The following is a 1,557-nucleotide window of genomic DNA, read 5'->3' on the forward strand; positions in this document are numbered from 1 at the left end:
CTGAGCCATATATGGCGCAAGAGAAGGAACTTTCAATATTAATTTCACTGCCAACTAATGATCACTTGTTGATTTATGAAAGATATCTAATGCAGGCAGGAAATTTTGCAAATATCAATGCGCAGCAAAGAACCCAAAAGCGCTTTAATCCGCCTGCTTGGCGCTTTTCCCGCGCGCGCTGAGCTGATAGTCATGGTCAGATGCAGGCACGCCGCCAATAATCATAGTGCGGGCTTGCGCTTTAGGCTTATTCAAGCCGTCCTTCGCATCGCAGCCGGCTAGGCTCAGCAGCAGGCATGCGGTGATGGCTGCGGATAACATTTTCATACTATCCCCTCCATATTTATTGTTCTGTTTTTCCAGCATAGCACTATTGCATAAAATTACAGCAGCTATTTCGCTTAGGCGCGGCATTTCAAGCAGCTGGAAGGCTGCGCTTAATATTCAATATCCATTTGAGTTTTATAGACTTTAATCCGACTGAATGATTCAGCTTACAAAAAGCAAACACTGCTGAATATTTACAACGGACAATTTTGTCCGTTAAATACCCGGCATGATCCTCAAAAATGCCGAAGGCCCCATGTCTATCCGCCAAGAACGCGCTGCCCAAAACCGCGAAGAACTGCTTTCCGCCGCCCTGCAGATCTTCCGCAAGCACGGCATCAATGCGCCGCTGCAGCTGATTATTGATGAAGCGCAAGTGGGCCGGGCAACCTTTTACCGCAACTTTGCAGACCGGCGCGAACTGGTGCTGGCGCTGATGGAGCAGGCGCTGAACCGCTTAGAACGGCATGCGCAAAAATATGCTGAATTTCCTGACGGCTTCATCAGGCTGATCCAAAACCATATTCACAATCTGCCCTATCTGACCGCGCTGATGGAATACTGGCGGGTGATTTCCCGCGAAGACCCCGCCATGGTGGCGATTTATGCGCGCCGCGATGCGATTCTGCAGCCGCTGATTGATACCGCCATTCAGCACCAGATTTGCCGGCCAGACCTGAGCGCCAAAGACTATGCCATGATCACAGCGATCCTGCGCGCGTCACTGCAGGGCGTTACAGAGCGCGATCAGCACGACTTAGCGGAGCGCGCAGTCGATCTGCTGCTGAACGGCATCCGGGCATAGCGGCTGAATTGATGGCTGCGCCTCCCCGCCTGCTGGAGCCTGCGCCCGACTGGACCGCCGATGAAAAGCCGATGCTGCCCGGTTCGCCGGCAGCGATTGACCATCCGGCCTATAAGCGCTTGCTGTATTTTTTTATCGGCCTGTTTGTGGCTGTTTCCGGCAGCCTGAGCAACGGCTTTATCACCGCGAATCTGCCGCTGATTCAGGGCGAATACGGCTTGACGCCGTCTGAAGCCGCCTGGATTCCAGCCGCCTATGTTATGGCGAATGTCAGCGCGAATTTAATTTTATTCAAGGCCCGCCAGCAATACGGGCTGCGGCTGTTTTCGGAAATCGGCCTGGTGCTGTTTATTGCCGTGCTGATGCTGCATATAGCTAAATTCTAAAGTCTGTATGACGCATAATTGCTTATAAAGGATGATTGC

The 1,557-nt window shown here is 52.0% G+C and carries 3 protein-coding genes and 1 pseudogene; 3 read left to right on the top strand and 1 reads right to left on the bottom strand.

The features are described 5' to 3' along the window. The coding region (locus RSA72_RS14480) for a hypothetical protein (protein ID WP_332624748.1) at positions 1 to 182 on the top strand (182 nt) is incomplete at its 5' end. On the opposite strand, the gene RSA72_RS14485 is transcribed toward RSA72_RS14480, so the two are convergent. Then, positions 145 to 327 (bottom strand): NF038215 family lipoprotein, encoded by a 183-nt coding sequence (locus RSA72_RS14485; protein ID WP_332624749.1) that lies wholly within the window; start codon positions 325 to 327, stop codon positions 145 to 147. The two genes, RSA72_RS14480 and RSA72_RS14485, sit on opposite strands and share 38 nt — an antisense overlap. Positions 328 to 583: 256 nt before the next feature. On the opposite strand from RSA72_RS14485, the gene RSA72_RS14490 reads away from it, so the two are divergent. Then, positions 584 to 1,132 (top strand): TetR/AcrR family transcriptional regulator, encoded by a 549-nt coding sequence (locus RSA72_RS14490; RefSeq protein ID WP_332624750.1) that lies wholly within the window; start codon positions 584 to 586, stop codon positions 1,130 to 1,132. An 11-nt stretch (positions 1,133 to 1,143) separates the two neighbouring features. Continuing rightward, a pseudogene (locus RSA72_RS14495) lies at positions 1,144 to 1,506 on the top strand (MFS transporter); the annotation flags it as partial. Positions 1,507 to 1,557: the final 51 nt, after the last annotated feature.

It is taken from the genome of Acinetobacter sp. (assembly GCF_036659555.1).
Taxonomy (GTDB): domain Bacteria; phylum Pseudomonadota; class Gammaproteobacteria; order Pseudomonadales; family Moraxellaceae; genus Acinetobacter.

Excerpts from the sequence above, each read along its gene's own strand:
- RSA72_RS14490 (WP_332624750.1), top strand. The coding sequence starts at position 584 with ATGTCTATCCGCCAAGAACGCGCTGCCCAAAACCGCGAAGAACTGCTT.
- RSA72_RS14485 (WP_332624749.1), bottom strand. The coding sequence starts at position 327 with ATGAAAATGTTATCCGCAGCCATCACCGCATGCCTGCTGCTGAGCCTA.